Genomic DNA, 16,852 nt, shown 5'->3' with positions numbered 1-16,852 from the left:
TCTTCCCTCTTCAAAGGTCAGTTCGCGAGAGCTGGCCTTTTTCCGACTAGTACCATGTTGAACACCCCAATTAGCACGTATAATCTTCATCAGAACCAATAGAGACAATTGCCTTTGAGGAAAGGAACTCAATGAAAAAACTACTACCGATTGTATTCACTTGTTTAAGCTTAGCTTTCACCGCTCCACCGGTATTGGCTTCTGAACGTGCAGAGCAGGGTTGGCAATGGATTGAGCAAGGCGCAATGATTGTCGATGTGCGCACACCACAAGAGTTTGCCGATGGTCACTTGGACAATGCGATTAACTTTCCGCTTTCTGAGTTGGATAAACACTTTGCTAATGTCGATAAAGATACGCAAATCGTGCTTTATTGCCGCAGTGGTAATCGCTCAGGGCAAGCGTATCAGTACCTACAATCGCAAGGATTTACCAACCTTCATAACGCAGGTGGTTTAGTTGAGATACAACAAGCGAAGTAATGACTAAGTCGCCGTAAAAAGCCTTAAAACAAACGGCAGGTTAAATAATACTCTGCCGTTTATCCTACTTCCCGCGTCCATACATTTTGTCGAAGTTTGGGATGTTCTTTTCCCAGATAGGGATGTCTTCCCCAGCAATGGATTTTAGCGTGTCGATGAATAACTTGGTTTTAATTGGTGCGTCTCGGTGTGGATAGACCGCATAGAAGGTGCCGAAATCATCAATATTCAAATCGGTCATGATCGGCACCAACTTCCCTTGTCTGATTTCATCTCGAACCATTTGTGCGGTTACTACGGCAAGCGTATTTCCTCCTGCTGCACTTCTTGCCAACATTTCCACATCATTCACTTTATAAGCGACATTAAGCTGAAAATACTGCTGTTTACCATGCTCATCTTGGTAGCCGAATTTATCGAACAAAAGACCTGGTGCAGCGTAGATGGTGGCGGGTAGCGATTCCAATTTTTCTAGACTGTTCACCTCACCATACTTTTCTAAAAACGCAGGGGCGGCAACAATCAACAGGCGGCTTCGTGCAATCTTACGAGTAATCAAGCTCGAGTTTTTAGGTCGTCCGATGCGAAAGCCAATATCAAAGCCCTCTTGCACCATATCAACCATGCGATCTTCCAAACGCAGCTCAAACTCCACATCTGGGTATTGCTGTTGAAACACTGAAATCGCATCTTGAACGTATTGACGTCCAAACATGGTCGAACTGGTAATACGCAAGACCCCACGAGGCTCTTCGTGATAATTCTGCGCCAAACGGTGAGTATCACTCAGCAGTGTACGAAGGGATTTGGCTTGGTTGATCATTTCATTCCCGGCAGCCGTCAATGATAAGGAGCGCGTGGTTCGGTTGAGCAAGCGAACACCCAGCTCTTCTTCCAAACGGCTGATCTGTTTTGAGATCACCGAACGATCCACATTCTTCTGTTCTGATACCTTGGTGAAGGAGCCAAGTTCGACCACTTCAAGTAACAGCAATAAACGACTAGAGAAATCCATAACGCCTTACCTACAAACCATTGTTGCTTCTATGGCATCAATTATGTTCCATTTAGCTTATTTTTCTCATCTTATAACAAATCTATAGTAGCTGCACACAACGGGAGAGAGACAAACCTCCTCAATACCAAACCAATAAATTCGCGTTACTGAGGTCTGCTAATCTTACTAACGCTGAGGAAACAGCTATGAAAACGCTATCAATCACACAACAAAATGGCATCGCTACTGTTGAAATCAACAACCCACCAGTGAATGTACTGACTATCGATTTGATTAATGAAATCAACGAGTTTGTACTATCACTTAAAGGTGACCGCGATACGAAAGTGGTGGTATTCAAATCACTTCATGAGTCTTTCTTCTTAGCGCATTTAGATTTGAAAGTTATCAATGGCACACAAGGTGGTCAGGCAGCATCAATTGAATTCAACCACATGATTGCCAATATCAAAGCGATGAAACAAGTATCGGTTGCTGTGGTTGATGGTGTAGCTCGTGGCGGCGGTAATGAGTTTGTGATGGCGTGTGACTTGGCTTACGGCACTGAAAACGCAGCATTTGCTCAGCCAGAGATACACGTCAACATCCCAACGGGTGGTCAAGGTGCGGTACAGTTCGCTCGTCGCATGGGTAAAAACGAAGCGCTTCAAGCACTGCTACTTGGTAACGACTTTACGGCACAGCAAGCAGAGCAGTTAAACATCATTACTCAATTTGTGCCTAAAGTAGACTTGGATGGGTTCTTGGCGGCAACATTGGGCGTGATTAGCCAACTAGAAGTGCGTGATATCGTAATGTACAAAGAGATCATCGCAACTTCTATTAAAGATGAAGACGCAGGTGCAGAGCTAGAGTTGCGTTACTTCTTAGAGCGCGCAAAAGAGCAGAAAACCGCAGCGATCATCGATGCGTTCCTAAAACACGGTGGTCAAACAGAGCGTGAAGCGAAAGACATCCAAGGTATCTTTGTGGATACCGCGGCTGAGCTAAACAAACAATAGAACTTGGTTCATCATCGACCTAAGGCACCGACAGTACGTTGGTGCCTTTATACTTATACCTTCTGGAAAAAGGTCTATTAGTCTTTTTCGAACGTAGCCACCGTCTTAATCACCCCGGACATCATTTCGTTCGCGTCTGATTTCTTGGCCGAACTTTGCATGGTTTGAGTATTTTGACGCAAGCGTTCACGCAATGCTTCAAGTTCCCTTTGTGTATCCGATATTTCCGCAGATTGGTTGTTACTCATCTTATTCTCTACTTGTACTTAACGATTAATGGAGCGATTGTCATCTAAACTTTTTATAAGATATAGTTAGTTACCATCTAAAAATTAGATACATCGTTATGTTCAATCTTCAACAACTTGAAACGTTAGTCATGTGCGTGGAATGTGGTTCGTTTTCTGCGGCAGCAAGAAAGCTTGGTAAAGCACAGTCTGCGGTCAGTACTACGATTTCAAACTTGGAAATCGACACAGGGCTGACCATCTTTGATCGTACTTCTCGATTGCCTACCTTAACGGCACAAGGCGAGAGACTGCATGCTCAAGCCCTCTCATTGTTAGAGCATGCACAACACGTACAAAATATGCTGCAAACATTCAATGTGGGAGTAGAAGATAGGATCTCGATAGGAATCAATGCGCTTTTACTAACACCGCAGTTTTTTGGCGTGATTGAAGAGTTTTATCAGCAATTCCCGCACACCGAACTCAATCTCAATGTATTGAAAAACAATGATATTGCTGATGCTGTCGCGAGTAATGAAGTGGATATCGGTTTTATGTTGTGGGGCAGCACACAGCCTAAGAATGTGATTTTAGGTTCGATTGGCTATGTGCCGTTTTCTATCGCTGTACATCAATCACATCCACTATTGGCCGAAGACTCCGTTTCTTTTGAAGCGCTTAAGACGTATCGACAAATCGTATTAAAAGACTACCCTGCTCACTACAACGCGAACTTATCGAATTCACTGACCAAAGTGAATGACTTAGAAACATTAGTAGAGTTGATTAAACTGAATAATAACTGGAGCTTGATACCTGACCACCTGTTTCAAAAACACTCAAATATCGTTCCCCTTAAACTACAAGGGGAAGAGAAAGATTGGCTTTTACAAATTGACCGAGTGACGGGCAAAGTAAAGGAAGAAGGTCCTGTCATGCAGTGGCTTACTGAGCGTTGTTTGGATTTTTATCCTAGCGTACAGCCCAAGTAATAGCTCGGAAAGCTAACTGCTAAATATTACGATTAAATTTAAATGTCATCAGCCGTATCTCGATACGTTTCGGATGACATTGTGCTCATTACTAATCAATGGAACTTGGCGAACCAAACCTATTCTCGGCCCACACTTCATTTTTGTGTCTTTATTTGGATACCAAACGCCTTGTTCTAATACCGCCATACCTTACCTACCTTTCTTGATTAGCAACCCTGATTAATAGCGACTTGCGCGAGCATAGATAACTTATAGAGACTGCTCGAAAGACACCATTAACTCACTCAACTCCGCTGAGGTCGCAGCATTAAATTTGCCATCTTGGAACTTGTCGTAGAAGCCGCCTAGGCTGTATGTGCCTTTTACATCGCCGCCCCACCAAGGCATCAACTCAGCCATGGTTTTGATATTAGTTGCGCCGCCGTTTGCACCTGGAGATGTGCTCACTAGCAGAACTGGTTTCTTAGTGTCACCAAAGAAAGATGTACCTTGAGGTGCAACACGTGATAGCCAATCGATCGCATTTTTCAGGAATGCTGGCATTGAGCCGTTGTGTTCTGGTGATGCAATGATGATCGCATCGTATTCGTTTAACGTTGCACGCAGTTTGTGTGCGTTTTCTGGGATGCCCTGACCTTCAACATCCAAGCCGTACATTGGCAATTCAAAGTCGTTTAGGTCAATGGTGTTTACTTCTGTTTGTGTAGCTTGGTTTGCCAACGCTTGAACTAAAAGGCTGTGGATTGATTGGCTGTTGTTACTACCAGTAAATGCGACGATCTTTTTCATAGTGGAATCCTAATTACGTTTGCCCCTACTTGTGTCGGGCACTCAGTGAATGAGGTGATATTAATTAACTCCCATCAGTGAATAAACACTATAATAGTGGCTATATAGTTCACCATTAGTGAACAATGAAAACATGAGGAAACTAATGCGTGGATAAGATCAGAGCATTAACCGTATTTCGTCGAGTGGTGGAGCTAGGTAGCTTCGTCGCGGCAGCAGAAGATTTGAATCTCTCAAAAGCCGCCATAAGTAAGAACATCAATGAACTAGAGAGCTACTTAAAAAGCCCTCTAATTAATCGTACTACCCGCAATTTACACATTACCGATAATGGTCAGCTCTATTATCAGCAAGTGTGTCAGGTTCTCGATGCACTCAATAATGCAGACCGCTCAGTGATTGAATCTTCCCACACATTAAAGGGCACGCTAAAAATCAGCATGCCGATGTCATTAGGGTTGATTGAGCTAAACCCCATCATCTGCGAGTTTATGAAGCTGCATCCAGAACTGTCCATCGAAGTGGTGATGAGTGATGAACATATTGATTTGATTGAGCAAGGGGTTGATATTGCCATTCGTGGCGGAGGCGAATTGGGTAACTCTAGCCTACGTTCGCGCAAACTATTGGATATCCGCCGTGTACTTTGCGCTTCCCCTCAATACCTTGAAGAGTCGCAGCCGTTTCAATCTCCACGTGACGTTATAAACCATCGCCTACTTAGCTATAGCCTCTCTTCAACGTCTCACCGCTGGACATTTCAAAATGGCAATGAGGTACTGGAAGTTGATCTGCCTGCGAGTGTTTACACTGTTAATAGCGGCTTAGCGCTTACCCAAGCAGCATGTGCAGGACATGGCGTCGCTTTATTGCCCGATTTTTTTGTTGAGCCTCAGTTGGCATCTGGTGAGTTAATCGAAATCACACCCGAATGGCAAATGGAAAAACATGCTTTGTATATTGTCTACCCTTTCCACAAAGAGCAATCGCAGAAGCTTCGAGCATTTATTGATTATGTGGTGGAGAGCTTTCAAGGCCGTTTCGACCGTCAGTCAGATCCACAGCAAATGTATTCTTCGATTATCAAGCTAGGGTCTTGATAAGAAATTGATTTAGCCGGAAAAGAGATGATAAAAAGCCAAACCGAGTGGTTTGGCTTTTCACCGAAGTCATTCGTGTTCCAGAGGCATCAGAGCATACGTGAACAAGAATAGTTGAGAGGTTTTATCGGCGGCGGTTGTTAAATCGAGCGCGATCAGCTCGCTGTTTTGATGAACGCTCTTTGTGCGCAGACGCAGCCTTCGCTTGTGACGCCAGAATCGATTCAACCGTCAATTCCATTGGTTCACGCGGCTCTAATCCATGACGGAAAGTACGAGCGCGTGGTGGCAAGTTGTATTCGTATTCAGACGCTTTTGGCATGCGCTTGTAGCGGTACAGGTAGAAGTTCTCTACACGCTCCCGAGCCCATTCTGTTTTCTTAAGGTATTTAACACTGCTCGCAATACTTGGCTTGGTGTTGAAACAGTTCATACGCATTGCTGTGTCGAGGATTTCCCAACCGTAATGGTCAACAAGCTGCTGCAACATGTCTTCTAATTTAAGACCGTGCAGAGGGTTGTTCTTCTGCAGTTCAATACGTTCTTCGTCGGTCATAAATTCATGGCTCATGAACGGCTCCTTAATTGTGGGTGGCAAGCGTTGTACTCACCACCTTACCTCTATTAGGTTTAGATTAAATCACTATTGCAAATAATCTGTTGTATTCTTCGTCTCAAAGACGATCTTTACGTCCAATTATTCACGATGATCGGCGCTTGGTTACGCAGCGCTAAGCACCTTTTGTTGGTGTGCCATGTACTCTTCAAATGTACCTTGGAAACTCACCAACTGTTTGTCTTTTACATCAATGATTGAAGTCGCCAATGACGATACGAACTCACGGTCATGACTAACAAAAATCAAAGTGCCCGTGTAGTCTTTTAATGCGCTGTTTAACGCTTCAATCGCTTCCATATCCATGTGGTTGGTTGGCTCATCCATAACCAAAACGTTGATGTCTTGCATCATTAGCTTACCAAACAGCAGGCGGTTCTTCTCACCACCCGAGCAGTTTTTCGCTTTTTTATTGGCATCATCAGCGGTAAACAACAAACGACCTAGAATGCCACGCACCATTAGGTCATTGTGCTTCACGGTACGCCACTGAGAGATCCACTCAAAGATGGTCAGATCATTATCAAAGTCTGCACTACTGTCTTGTGGGCAGTAGCCAATAGAGGCATTTTCAGACCACTTCACAACGCCTTGAGTTTGTTCAAGCTCATTGACAAGGCAACGCAGCAAGGTGGTTTTACCCACACCATTTTCACCAATGATCGCAAGGCGAGTGCCTGCTTCTAACAGTAAGTTGCCTTTTTCAAACAACAATTCATCACCGAAAGAATGACCAAGGTCTTGCAGCTCTAACGCTAAGCGATGCAGCTTTTTGCCCTCACCGAAATCAATCGACGGGCTAACACGGCTACTTGCTTTCACTTCGTCGAGTTGGATTTTTTCCATCTTCTTAGCGCGAGAGCTAGCCTGTTTCGCTTTCGATGCATTCGCACCAAAACGGTTTACGAATTCTTGAAGTTCGTTGATTTCAGCGGTTTTCTTCGCGTTAGAAGCCAGTAACTGCTCGCGACGAAGACCCGATGCTTCAAGGAAGTATTCATAGTTGCCAGGGTAAATACGCAGTTCGCCGTAATCGATATCTGCCATGTGAGTACACACAGAGTTTAAGAAGTGACGGTCGTGCGAGATGATGATCATCGTGCACTTACGTTGGTTCAACTCTTCTGCCAACCAGTTGATGGTGTGAATGTCCAAGTTGTTGGTTGGTTCGTCGAGCAGCAAAATATCTGGATTAGCAAACAGAGCTTGCGCCAAAAGTACGCGCAGCTTCCAGCCTGGAGCAACTTGTTGCATCAAACCAAAATGCAGCTCTTCTTCAATACCCGCTTGAAGCAAAATATCGCCAGCACGGCTTTCTGCTGTGTAGCCGTCCATTTCTGCGAACTCGCTTTCCAGCTCAGCGACTTTCATGCCGTCTTCTTCGCTCATTTCAGGTAATGAATAGATGCGGTCACGTTCCTGCTTCACTTCCCAAAGCTTGCGATCGCCCATGATCACAGCGTCAATTACGCTGTATTGCTCGAACGCAAACTGATCTTGGCTCAATACGCCCAGTTTCAGCCCCGGAGTAATGGAAACGTTGCCCGAGCTTGGCGCGAGTGCTCCGCTCAGGATTTTCATAAATGTCGACTTACCACAGCCGTTTGCGCCAATCAGACCATAACGGTTGCCGTTGCCAAATTTAGCAGAGATATTTTCGAACAGTGGCTCGGCACCAAATTGCATGGTGATATTGTTTGTACTAATGATAGCGGCGTCCTCGAAGGAAATTTCTTTTAAATAACAAGTTGTTAATTCACTTTCGAGATACGGTTAGAAAAGGGCATATTGAAAGTGGCCGCCATTCTATCTGATTCGTTCAATAGGTGATATAGATCACACTAATATTGATTAGGATTTTTTAAACAATAAGAGTGCTTTTTGTAGTAACTAAGACAAGATTATGTGCGAGACGACATGGGATGGCTTGGACTCATTTCGAGCAAGTCCCACAGGTTGCCATAAAGATCTTCAAACACAGCGAGAATGCCGTAGTCCTGCTCCGCTGGGGGGCGAATAAACTTAATGCCTTGCTCTACCATTCGGTTGTAGTCGCGCCAGAAGTCATCGGTATTCAAGAATAGGAACACACGTCCACCCGCTTGGTTACCGATAAAGGCATGCTGCTCTGGTTTTGATGCTTTGGCTAGCAGTAAAGTCACGCCATTGGAACCCGGCGGAGAAACCACAACCCAGCGTTTATCTTGCTCTGGTTGGTAAGTATCTTCCACCAGCTCAAACTTCAGTTTGTTCACATAAAAATCAATCGCTTCATCGTAGCCTTTGACGACCAAAGCAATATGGACAATGGATTGTTTCATCTTGTTATACCTTGCATTTTTATAACGGGGACTCATCCAGCCATCAACCGATAACGACGCACTTCGTATTGCTCTTGTTCCGAATAAAATGTGTTGAGGAACTTACCACCAGCCTTCTCAATTACGCGCCTTGAGGCTGTATTATTGACATCACATGTGACAATAGCCGCATCATCAATAACTTCGAATTTCACCCAGTTCAGCATAGCGGTAGCGATGCCTTTACCTTGTGCATCTGGCGCGGTTTCGTAACCAATATGCCCAATCACATTTTCAAGGTAGTCGTTGCTACCTTCGCGAACTCGAATCGAGCCAAGTATCCTTCCTCAATACAGAAGTAAGTCGAAGATGGCGTCCAGCCTTCAGGTAAACCTTCACCATTGGCGTATCCAATTCTTTTTTTCAGCAGCGCTTCACTGTCGCCCTTGGCGGCGACGTACATTCCCATTTCTGCCTGAGCACATTTCTCGACATAGTGTTTGAAAGCTTCTAAATGGCTGAGATTGGCTTTAACTATTTGCATTTTCTTCCTTGTGTTAGTTTGAGTGGGCAGTCGTTACGAAACCAATGGCTCGATGTTTTCTGCAAATAAACACTCAAGGGGATAAGGCAAAGCAAGTGTCGGCATATCTGTTTTAGAGAACCAAGCCAGCTCGATAGTCTCGTCATCTAGCTGTTTGTCAAAGTGTCCCGTTTGCAGACAATTTAACAAGACAACTGTGTATTCAACTTGGTCGCCGTTTGGATAAGTAAAACCAAACCCCTCTCCACCGAAAACACCTAGTACACGTTCAACTTTAATCTTGAGTCCGGTTTCTTCTCTGACTTCTCGAACCACGGCTTGCGAAGGTGATTCGGCTGGCTCAATCATGCCTGCCGGCAAACTCCAACTGCCATCATATTTCTTTTGCAAAAGCAGTTTATTACTTTCATTAAGGATCACAGCGGCAACGCCCGGAATCATTAATACTTGATTACCAACTTTGCTGCGTAGCTCTTTTACGTAATGACTGACACTCATTTTTCATCCTTGAATATAACTTTTTCCCCTTGTTTTTGATTTTCCCCCACCCTATTGAAACAACCCAATTAATCAATCGGTTATGCAACTAAACTCGATACAGATCAAATAGAAAAGGCACCAATCGGTGCCTTTTGTTTCCTCATTTTCTTTATTTATAGTTCGTGTTCAGTACGTGCGATGATGTCGTCTTGCGCATCTGGTGATAGCGAGGTGAAGAAGGCTGAGTAGCCTGCTACTCGCACGACAAGATCACGATATTGATCTGGGTTCTTCTTCGCGGCTAACAAGGTCTCACGAGAGACAATGTTGTACTGCACATGCCAACCTTTATGGTGGTTGAAGAAGGTGCGAATCAACATAGAAAGCTTGAGCTTATCCCCTTCAGACTCAACTGCTGCCGGGCTTAACTTCTGGTTAAGCAGCACGCCACCAAGGATCTTATTCGCTTGAATCTTACCAACCGAGTTGTATACCGCTGTTGGACCTAAGCGGTCTGAGCCAGACGACGGGCTTGCACCTTCTGCCAATGGCGTTTTCGCTTTACGACCATCTGGCGTTGCCATGGTTGAAGCACCGAATGGGACGTTTGCCGAGATACTTGATGTACCTGCGTAGTAACCGCCGCCAATTGGACCACGCCCATGACGCGTATTAACGAACTGCTCTAGCTCATCAATGTACACTTGGTACGCTTCTGCCAGTAGTTGATCTACCGCGTCATCATCGTTACCGTATTTTGGTGCAAAGTTGATAAGACGTTGGCGAAGCTGCTCGTTCTCCATGCCGTCGAAATCTTCAGCCAATGCTTTTGCTAGCTGTTGTTGTGAGATAAGGGGCTGGGTGATTTGCGCATCATCGAAAACAAGATGTTTGATTGCTGCTAGGCTGTTACCCAAGTTTGCGATACCGACTTGCAAGCCAGATACCCAATCGTATTTCGCGCCACCTTCTTTCACGGTTTTACCGCGAGCCAAACAGTCATCCACCAGCGTTGAACAGAAGATGTCTTGAGCTTGCTGTTCAAGTACGCTGTCGACTACCGTATCAATCTCAATCGATTTACGGGTGTAGTAGCGGATTTGCTCTGCCCAAGAAGCAGTCACTTGCTCAAAGCTCTCAAAGTTGCCTTTTGCTAATGACTTATCGTGCGGCAAGAAAACTTTACCCGTTGTTGCATCCACACCTTCGTTCAATGAAGCGAGCAGGATACGAGCGAAGTTAATGAAGCTCATGCCCGTACAACGGTAACCCCATTTGCCGGGAACCGCCGTCTCGATACAGCCGATAGATGCGTAGTTGTAAGCGTCTTCTTTCTCTACACCAAGCTTGATGAATTCAGGAATAACAATCTCATCGTTGTTGAACGCAGGCATACCGAAGCCGCATTTAATCACTTCGATACAACCCATTAAGAACTCTTGGTTCAAACCTTCGTGGTAACGCACACTCAGGTTAGGTTGCGTCGAACGCAACTGACCACAAGATTCCAGAATCGCCCAAGAAAGGGGATTTACTGCGTCTTCAGGCTCACCCTTTTCATTCAACTTCTGACCGCCGATACACACGTTTTGGTACAGCGGAGAACCTGCCGATGCTTTCGAGTGCGCGCCAGAGCGAATCTTGTTTAATTCAAGCAACTTCAACCAACAGCTTTGTAAAAGCTCTAGTGCAAAGTCTTTTTCAATCGCGCCGTTTTCGATATCACGAACATAAAATTCGTTTAGGAACTGGTCCATACGACCGAAAGAAACCGAGTGACCGTTCGATTCGATTTGTAGCATCAACTGAACGAAGTAGCTCAACTGCAGCGCTTGCCAGAAGTTTTCTGGTGCGTGGCTTGCTATATGACGACAGTTTGCCTCAATGCTTTCTAACTCAGCTTTGCGCAGCGGGCGTGTCTCTTCTAACGCCATTTTTGCCGCCAATTCAGCGTAGCTCACCATGTGATCTTGAATGGCAAGCAGCACGATTTCGACCGACTTGTAGAACTGCTCTTTCTTCAAGCCTTCAAAGGTCGAAACATCATTGTTAGCGCGGTGCTGACGAACATCTTCCAACAAACCGTTCATGCCTAGCTTCAAGATTTTTTCGTTATCCACCGCAAGGTGCGCGTCACCCGAAGTCATGTTACCTTCAGCTTTAATGATGGTGCTGGCTAAGATTTCTTGCTGCTCATCAGTGAACAAGCCATAACAACGGTCTTGAACGGTTTTACCGCGCCAGTACGGTGTGATGCTGTGAATGCTTTGCTTATCTTCTTCGGTAACAGTAAAGCCTGCACCAGGACGGTCGGCTAGCTCATCAATTTCCGCTTCAATCCAACGGACTGTATAATCGGGGAAAATAGGCGCAGCGCGCACTTTGCTCGCTTGGTTACCGACGATCAACTCATCGTGTTTAATCCAAATAGTACGAGTGCGTAAATGCTCTTGCAGTGCTAGCGCACGTTGGACAATCACAGGTTTGTCTTCGTTTGCTTGATAAGCACGAGTGTATGCCTCTGCACGCTCGGTACAGACAGGTGGCGTTACGATATTTACCAGTGCCGATTTGTGCGCTTTGATACGCTCAGGAAGGGTGTTCAGGTCCATAGTTAACCTCTTACAATCACGTTAAGTTGGGTGTTTTCGCTTGCGTATTGCATGGCGCTTTCTAGCAGTTCTGGTTTGTTTAATGGCTTGTCAGAACACTCGTAAGGCATATCGAGCAAACGGTATTTATTGATGCCGAGCGTGTGGTACGGCAGCAAGTGAAGTTCTTGGCAGCTTTCTAGTGAAGCCGCAAAATCGATGATGTCTTGTAACTCTTCGATAGTGTCATTGAACCCCGGCACAACGGGAACGCGAATCACAATGCGCTTCGCGATAGGTGCCAGTTTTCGGAAATTGTCTTTGATGCGTTTTAGTGAACCTTTCGCCCAGCTAAGAAACTTTTCTTCATCGGTGTGTTTTAAATCCGCCAACCAGCAATCAATATGCGGCGCGACTTTTTCGACATTCTTCCAAGGCACATGCATGCACGATTCAATGGCGGTAGAGACTTGGTTGTCATGCAGACGCTGCGCGAGTTCTGCCACCAAATCCGCTTGCATGAGTGGCTCACCACCGGAGAAGGTCACGCCACCTTGGCTTTGGTCGTAGAAAGGTTTGTCTTTCATTAAGGTGTCAAACAGCATGTCTGATTTTGCTTCGTCACCGCAGACGGTCAGTGCTTGCGTAGGACAGACGTTTCGCAGCGCGATCAGTTGGTCTTCTTTGATGGCTTTGCGATTGATGATGATTTGGTTGTTGATGCGTTGAATACCATCACCCACTGTTTCGCTACCCGCTGTGGGTTGAGTTGTGGCTTGATAAGCAGAAACGCATAGTTGGCAACCTTCCATACAGCTTCGCTGATCAAACAGCAGTGAATGCTTTTCGCTGCGGCTTTCTGGGTTTTGACACCAAGGGCAAGACAAGCTGCATCCTTTAAGAAAAAGAATGGAACGAATGCCATCGCCATCATGGGTAGAGAATCGTTGGATATTAAAATACATCTCTGCTTGCCTCTTGGTCTGTGCTACCGCTGTGTACTTAATCCGTTTCTTGCTGGTTGAGTCTTATGAGCGGCTTTTCTTTGTTCGAACTGAAAGCTTCATTTGAGCGTTTACAAGTTTCACTTAACTTTCATTTTGTGAAATTACTATAGTTTCAAATGAAATTTCAATTGATCAAAATCAAGATCTCGTTCGATTGTCAGATCTATAGTGATCCCATCATCAAAACGAAGATTTTGTTTAAGGTAGAAACCATGATTGAACTTTATTTAGATACTGCTGATGTGGCAGAAGTAAAACGCTTTAACCAGTGCCTACCGCTAAAAGGCGTGACGACAAACCCAAGCATTTTGGCGAAGTCAAAGCAGGGACTGAATGAAACCCTAGCAGGAATGCAAGAAGCACTTGGCGGTACACCTCGCTTTCATGCACAAGTCGTGAGTTCAACCGTCGAAGGCATGGTGGCAGAAGCGCGCCAACTGAATGAATTGCCTTACGATATGGTGGTAAAAGTGCCAGCAACAGAAACCGGCTTAGCAGCAATTAAGCTAATGAAAAAAGAGGAGATTCAGGTTCTTGCTACCGCTATCTATTCAGCTCAACAAGGTTTCCTTGCAGCACTGTGCGGCGCAGACTACTTGGCGCCCTACGTAAACCGCATCGATGCAATGAACGGCAACGGTGTTGAAGTGGTCGCGGATCTTCAATTGTTGCTCGATCAAAACCAACTACCAGCGAAGATTTTGGCTGCCAGCTTCAAGAACACTCAACAAGCGATGGAGGTGATGAAACTTGGTATCGAAGCCATTACATTACCAACCGATGTGGCGGCACAAATGTTCGCTCACCCAGCAGTAAAACCTGCGGTTGAACAGTTCGATAAAGACTGGAAAGAGACGTTCGGCGATAAACTTTCATTTGAAAGCTAATTAAAAGTAAGAACTCAATATCTTAGTCAATAATAAGGGAATCTTAACTCACCCTGTGCGCCGGTGAGTTTGAGATTCCGTTTTGTTTTTGTATTGTGGTTGAAGCTAGTGTTCTAAGCGGCTTTAACACAGTGAGTAATTTGATCTTTTCCATTAACCTTGGCTTGGTACATCAATTGATCTGCATACTTCAATAATTCAGACTCATTCGTGTACTCATTTCTAACGAGGCCTCCGCTTAAAGTAAGACAAACGTGACGACTCCCTGCTTTCAATTGAATATTTGAAATTACCTCCCTCAATTGATCTGCTTTGATTACTGCTTCTTGAGTGTCGTCAGCGGATATCCAAACACAAAACTCCTCACCACCAACACGAAAAACTCTTTCATTGCCAATTTCGGAGTTCAAACAGCGACCAATGGCAGTTAAAGCTTTATCGCCAGTATCATGGCCGTATTCATCATTAATATGTTTGAAATCATCGATATCAAACATCAGTAGGTAGTCTCCAGCATATCTAGCGAAGGAGTTAGTAAAAGCAAGGCGGTTATTGGTATTTGTCAAGGCGTCAGTAAGAGCAAGTTTAGCCAACGAGGCATTTGCTTGTGCTCGACTCATCTCAAAAAAATGTGTCACACACCAAATCGTCACGTAGCATGTGGCAAAGTTTATCATCACGGGCTCAAAGGCAAATAATGAGTCGTTTAAAAGACTCTGCATGAGTACGCCTCCTACTGCAGCAAAAACAATGGCAGTAAGCTTGAACCCTAACCCCCTTCCGAGCAGTAAGTACGAAATGGTAGGGAAGAAAAACGCCCATAAAAACACAACATCGGTGAAAGGAAGGATCAAATTTGCCGCTAGAATCAAGGACGCAATGTTCAATAAATAGAAAAATACTAAGTACGGATGGCAGCCCCCCTGGCGACATTTATAAAAAATATATAGGGATAAAACTGCGAATAATGCCTCAATGAATGCTAGGAGATATTGCGAATGATAGAGGACATTAAATGTAACAAGGGCGCACATTACAAACGTAAAGATAAGACTAACTGCACTTAAGACTCTATTCCTTATTCTTTCTGTGTATTCCAAGCTTTCAATGCTCATAAATCTGTTTCCATACAAATTCAAAATATAAAGTGCGTATCACAAAACCAATTAGCGGCACTTTTATTGATATGAATGATGATGATATCAAATTATTAACATACAAAGTAAGTCATCAATAAAATTCGAGAAGGAGCTCAAATCTCATGTGTACGCGTATTTTCAATAGTTTAAACCCATCATTTCCTATGACTGGAAGAAACTTTGATTGGCATAACCCATTAACAACTTACTTATACCGACTACCTGCCGGAGATTCAATCCGGCTTGGAATCAATGATCGTCACTCAGAAGCACAAAAGGCACACCATTGGACAGCCCAGTACCCGAGTGTTTGTACCTATCTAGGCAGCGATAATATTGACCCAGCATCTATTGACGGGGGTAAATGAAAAAGATCTCGCCGTGAATGGGTTGGAAGACTTGCTGGCGTACTTTGAAAATGCGACAGAGATCATAAAGAGTAAAGACTCAGTCTCGACACTAATACTCGAGATGCTAGAGCAAGACGAGAAAGAACATACAACAACACAAATCATTCCAGATGGCGTCGCCATCATCAACTCACTTCGTTGGGTAGAATTCACATTAGACAATTTTGAAAGTGTTCGCGAAGCGGCGGACTATTTCAGAAATAACCCTGACAACCTATACATCGTCAGTGAATATGTTCCAGATGGAAAGAACGAAACACCAACTAAATAGTCGCGACTCCAATTAGTTGATTTAAAGATAGAACTCCTGCTCAATGAATGTTCCTATCACCTTGCCGTGCATTTTCTCGCATTTGGAAAAACCGATAGTTCTGCGTACGAAACGTTTTAATCTGGAGCGTAAAGTCAGATTGGTTAGCTCAATTCGCTGAGTGAACATTTTCCCTACAACATGTTTTTTCCTTGGTAGTTCTTTTGCGTAAACGCTGAAGTCATCGGTAAAAAAGAAGCTGATGTCGAACGGCTTGAGCAAAGCGAGTAACGAACGCAGTGCATCCGTATTACGCTTACCAAATGCGTGAGCAATGATACGTTTATAGCGAGGCTCCCATGCATACCAAAGCCAACGTCGATTTTTCTTATTACCTACGAACGACCATTGCCATCAACTTCACAGATGAGCGAGATATTTGCTTTATCGAAAGGTATAGAAGTTACTTGCCTTGGCGAGAGTTTTTTAAAGTGCGTAACACTGTGTTATAGCCAACCTTTAAGACACGACTGGCTTCTCTTACACCCGAGCTATTCATTGCCATATCAATGATTTGTTCTTTGACATTGGGCTTATATGCCTCGTATGCATAATCAAGCTGAAAGGAGCGCTTGCACTCAATACAACGAAAGCGCTGAAAGCCTCTAAGACCTTTTCCGTGTTTACGAACATGTTCAGTTTGGTTGCAAAATCGACATTGAACTCGAATGGTAGCCATGATTTCTAATTTGATGGTGAAAAGGATGACATTTTAGAACAAGTTCACCATGTTGAAGTCATGACCAGACCAACAATGGTCTGACTTTGTGGCGCGAAAAGTAGAGGCGAATGTACGTGGAGAGCTCGGGTTCTATTGCTTTGATTCGTGTGCCCGAGTTCATCTTTTATACTTCGATGCGGAAAACTGAGCGTTGTTGTATCTTCAAGCGCGAGTAATTCTTCATGCTCTTTAGCTCGAGATACGGTCGCTTGAAAGCCAGCTTCAGCGATGT

16 protein-coding genes and 3 pseudogenes are annotated in these 16,852 nt (G+C 44.5%); 6 read left to right on the top strand and 13 right to left on the bottom strand.

The window, feature by feature from the left end:
- The first annotated feature begins 131 nt into the window (after positions 1-131).
- Positions 132-482 (top strand): rhodanese-like domain-containing protein, encoded by a 351-nt coding sequence (locus QTO06_RS10060; RefSeq protein ID WP_331407732.1) that lies wholly within the window; start codon positions 132-134, stop codon positions 480-482.
- A 64-nt stretch (positions 483-546) separates the two neighbouring features.
- On the opposite strand, the gene QTO06_RS10055 is transcribed toward QTO06_RS10060, so the two are convergent.
- Positions 547-1,497 carry a LysR family transcriptional regulator gene (locus QTO06_RS10055; protein WP_331407730.1) on the bottom strand — a complete coding sequence of 317 codons (951 nt, stop codon included), beginning with the start codon at positions 1,495-1,497 and terminating at the stop codon, positions 547-549.
- A gap of 188 nt (positions 1,498-1,685) precedes the next feature.
- Here QTO06_RS10055 and QTO06_RS10050 point away from each other — a divergent pair, with 188 nt between their 5' ends.
- A complete protein-coding gene (locus QTO06_RS10050) occupies positions 1,686-2,501 on the top strand; it encodes an enoyl-CoA hydratase/isomerase family protein (protein ID WP_331407728.1) in 816 nt (271 codons plus the stop codon).
- A 77-nt stretch (positions 2,502-2,578) separates the two neighbouring features.
- Here the strand turns inward: QTO06_RS10050 and QTO06_RS10045 are convergent, their stop codons facing one another.
- Positions 2,579-2,749 carry a hypothetical protein gene (locus tag QTO06_RS10045; protein ID WP_331407725.1) on the bottom strand — a complete coding sequence of 57 codons (171 nt, stop codon included), beginning with the start codon at positions 2,747-2,749 and terminating at the stop codon, positions 2,579-2,581.
- Between the two features lie 98 nt (positions 2,750-2,847).
- Here QTO06_RS10045 and QTO06_RS10040 point away from each other — a divergent pair, with 98 nt between their 5' ends.
- Positions 2,848-3,723, top strand: coding sequence for a LysR family transcriptional regulator (locus tag QTO06_RS10040; protein ID WP_331407723.1), 876 nt, complete (start codon positions 2,848-2,850; stop codon positions 3,721-3,723).
- Between the two features lie 252 nt (positions 3,724-3,975).
- Here the strand turns inward: QTO06_RS10040 and QTO06_RS10035 are convergent, their stop codons facing one another.
- On the bottom strand, positions 3,976-4,515 hold the full coding sequence (locus tag QTO06_RS10035; protein ID WP_331407720.1) for an NADPH-dependent FMN reductase: 540 nt from the start codon (positions 4,513-4,515) through the stop codon (positions 3,976-3,978).
- Positions 4,516-4,664: 149 nt separating this feature from the next.
- Between QTO06_RS10035 and QTO06_RS10030 the strand changes: the two genes are divergently transcribed.
- Positions 4,665-5,615 carry a LysR family transcriptional regulator gene (locus QTO06_RS10030; RefSeq protein WP_331407717.1) on the top strand — a complete coding sequence of 317 codons (951 nt, stop codon included), beginning with the start codon at positions 4,665-4,667 and terminating at the stop codon, positions 5,613-5,615.
- 124 nt (positions 5,616-5,739) lie between these two features.
- Here QTO06_RS10030 and QTO06_RS10025 read toward each other — a convergent pair whose 3' ends face one another.
- The 7 genes and pseudogenes from QTO06_RS10025 to QTO06_RS09995 form a co-directional block, all read right to left on the bottom strand.
- Positions 5,740-6,171 (bottom strand): VF530 family DNA-binding protein, encoded by a 432-nt coding sequence (locus QTO06_RS10025; protein ID WP_038885589.1) that lies wholly within the window; start codon positions 6,169-6,171, stop codon positions 5,740-5,742.
- Between the two features lie 165 nt (positions 6,172-6,336).
- Positions 6,337-7,941 (bottom strand): ABC-F family ATPase, encoded by a 1,605-nt coding sequence (locus QTO06_RS10020; protein WP_078609968.1) that lies wholly within the window; start codon positions 7,939-7,941, stop codon positions 6,337-6,339.
- A gap of 191 nt (positions 7,942-8,132) precedes the next feature.
- Positions 8,133-8,552 carry a VOC family protein gene (locus QTO06_RS10015; protein ID WP_331407715.1) on the bottom strand — a complete coding sequence of 140 codons (420 nt, stop codon included), beginning with the start codon at positions 8,550-8,552 and terminating at the stop codon, positions 8,133-8,135.
- Between the two features lie 32 nt (positions 8,553-8,584).
- Positions 8,585-9,075 (bottom strand): annotated as a pseudogene (locus tag QTO06_RS10010) (GNAT family N-acetyltransferase).
- A gap of 33 nt (positions 9,076-9,108) precedes the next feature.
- Positions 9,109-9,573 carry an NUDIX domain-containing protein gene (locus QTO06_RS10005; RefSeq protein WP_331407713.1) on the bottom strand — a complete coding sequence of 155 codons (465 nt, stop codon included), beginning with the start codon at positions 9,571-9,573 and terminating at the stop codon, positions 9,109-9,111.
- Positions 9,574-9,728: 155 nt separating this feature from the next.
- Entirely contained in the window at positions 9,729-12,167 is a 2,439-nt protein-coding gene (locus QTO06_RS10000) for a formate C-acetyltransferase/glycerol dehydratase family glycyl radical enzyme (RefSeq protein WP_331407710.1), read from the bottom strand.
- Between the two features lie 2 nt (positions 12,168-12,169).
- Entirely contained in the window at positions 12,170-13,111 is a 942-nt protein-coding gene (locus tag QTO06_RS09995) for a glycyl-radical enzyme activating protein (RefSeq protein ID WP_331407707.1), read from the bottom strand.
- Between the two features lie 254 nt (positions 13,112-13,365).
- Between QTO06_RS09995 and QTO06_RS09990 the strand changes: the two genes are divergently transcribed.
- The gene (locus QTO06_RS09990; protein ID WP_136976822.1) at positions 13,366-14,040 is read left to right on the top strand and encodes a fructose-6-phosphate aldolase; all 675 of its coding nucleotides are present in this window, start codon (positions 13,366-13,368) and stop codon (positions 14,038-14,040) included.
- A gap of 113 nt (positions 14,041-14,153) precedes the next feature.
- Here QTO06_RS09990 and QTO06_RS09985 read toward each other — a convergent pair whose 3' ends face one another.
- Positions 14,154-15,155, bottom strand: a complete 1,002-nt coding sequence (locus QTO06_RS09985) for a GGDEF domain-containing protein (protein ID WP_331407703.1) — start codon at positions 15,153-15,155, stop codon at positions 14,154-14,156.
- 360 nt (positions 15,156-15,515) lie between these two features.
- Between QTO06_RS09985 and QTO06_RS09980 the strand changes: the two genes are divergently transcribed.
- A complete protein-coding gene (locus tag QTO06_RS09980) occupies positions 15,516-15,860 on the top strand; it encodes a hypothetical protein (protein ID WP_331407700.1) in 345 nt (114 codons plus the stop codon).
- A gap of 21 nt (positions 15,861-15,881) precedes the next feature.
- On the opposite strand, the pseudogene QTO06_RS09975 reads toward QTO06_RS09980, so the two are convergent.
- Both QTO06_RS09975 and QTO06_RS09970 read right to left on the bottom strand, forming a co-directional pair.
- Positions 15,882-16,578 (bottom strand): annotated as a pseudogene (locus QTO06_RS09975) (IS1 family transposase).
- A gap of 47 nt (positions 16,579-16,625) precedes the next feature.
- A pseudogene (locus QTO06_RS09970) lies at positions 16,626-16,852 on the bottom strand (IS4 family transposase); the annotation flags it as partial.

Origin of the sequence: Vibrio sp. M260121 (assembly GCF_036533715.1) — a bacterium.
In the GTDB taxonomy this organism is placed as follows: Bacteria; Pseudomonadota; Gammaproteobacteria; order Enterobacterales; family Vibrionaceae; genus Vibrio.
Note: the sequence above shows the minus strand (reverse complement) of the source record. Positions and strands in the feature narration are given on the sequence as shown.